We start from the raw sequence: 731 nt of genomic DNA, 5'->3' as shown, positions 1-731 counted from the left end.
CTGCCGGTGGCCCCGGCGGGGGTGGTGGCCGGCGCGGCCCCGGCCCGGGCGGGCGCCCTCCGCGTGGTGGCGTCCGACGGCGACCGGGCCTGGCCGCTCCCCGGCCGGCCCCGGGTCGTACGGGGATGGGAGCCGCCCGAGAACCCGTACGGGCCGGGGCACCGCGGGGTCGACCTCGCGGCGGGGGCGGACACCGCGGTGCGCGCCGCCGCGCCGGGCCGGGTCTCGTTCGCGGGACAGGTGGCGGGGCGCGGGGTGGTCGCGGTGGAGGTGGCCGGCAGCGGTGACCCGCCGCTGCGCTTCACGTACGAACCCGTGCGGGCCCTGGTCGCGAGGGGCGAGGAGGTGGCAGCCGGGCAGTTGGTGGGGACGACCGGACCGGGGGCGTCCCACTGCGCGGGGCGCTGCCTGCACTGGGGGCTGCGGCGCGGGGACGTCTACCTGGATCCGCTGTCCCTGCTGCCGCCGTCCCTGCTGCGACGGGGGCCGTCCCGGCTGCTGCCGGTCTTCGGCGTGCCGCTGCCACGGGCCGCGCAGCGGCGTGCGGGCGCGGTCGGTACCGATGCCGGTTCCGGTACCGATGCCGGTTCCGGTACCAGTCTCGGTACCGCTGCCGGCACGGGGACGGGCCCCGGCCGGGAACAGGCGCGGGCAGAACGCTCATCAGGCCGGCGCACAGGCAGCCGGGGCACGGACCCGGGGGCGGGCGCGGCACGGCCACCCGCCGGAAG

At 80.3% G+C, this 731-nt stretch carries 1 protein-coding gene; it reads left to right on the top strand.

Translation table 11 applies throughout. The features are described from left to right. Positions 1-731, top strand: a 731-nt coding sequence (locus tag IH13_RS0133145; protein WP_420713430.1) for a murein hydrolase activator EnvC family protein, incomplete at both ends; no start/stop codon positions are given.

Origin of the sequence: Streptomyces sp. NRRL WC-3549, assembly GCF_000721935.1 — a bacterium.
Taxonomy (GTDB): Bacteria; Actinomycetota; Actinomycetes; order Streptomycetales; family Streptomycetaceae; genus Streptomyces.
This window is presented reverse-complemented; position numbering and strand designations above follow the sequence as displayed.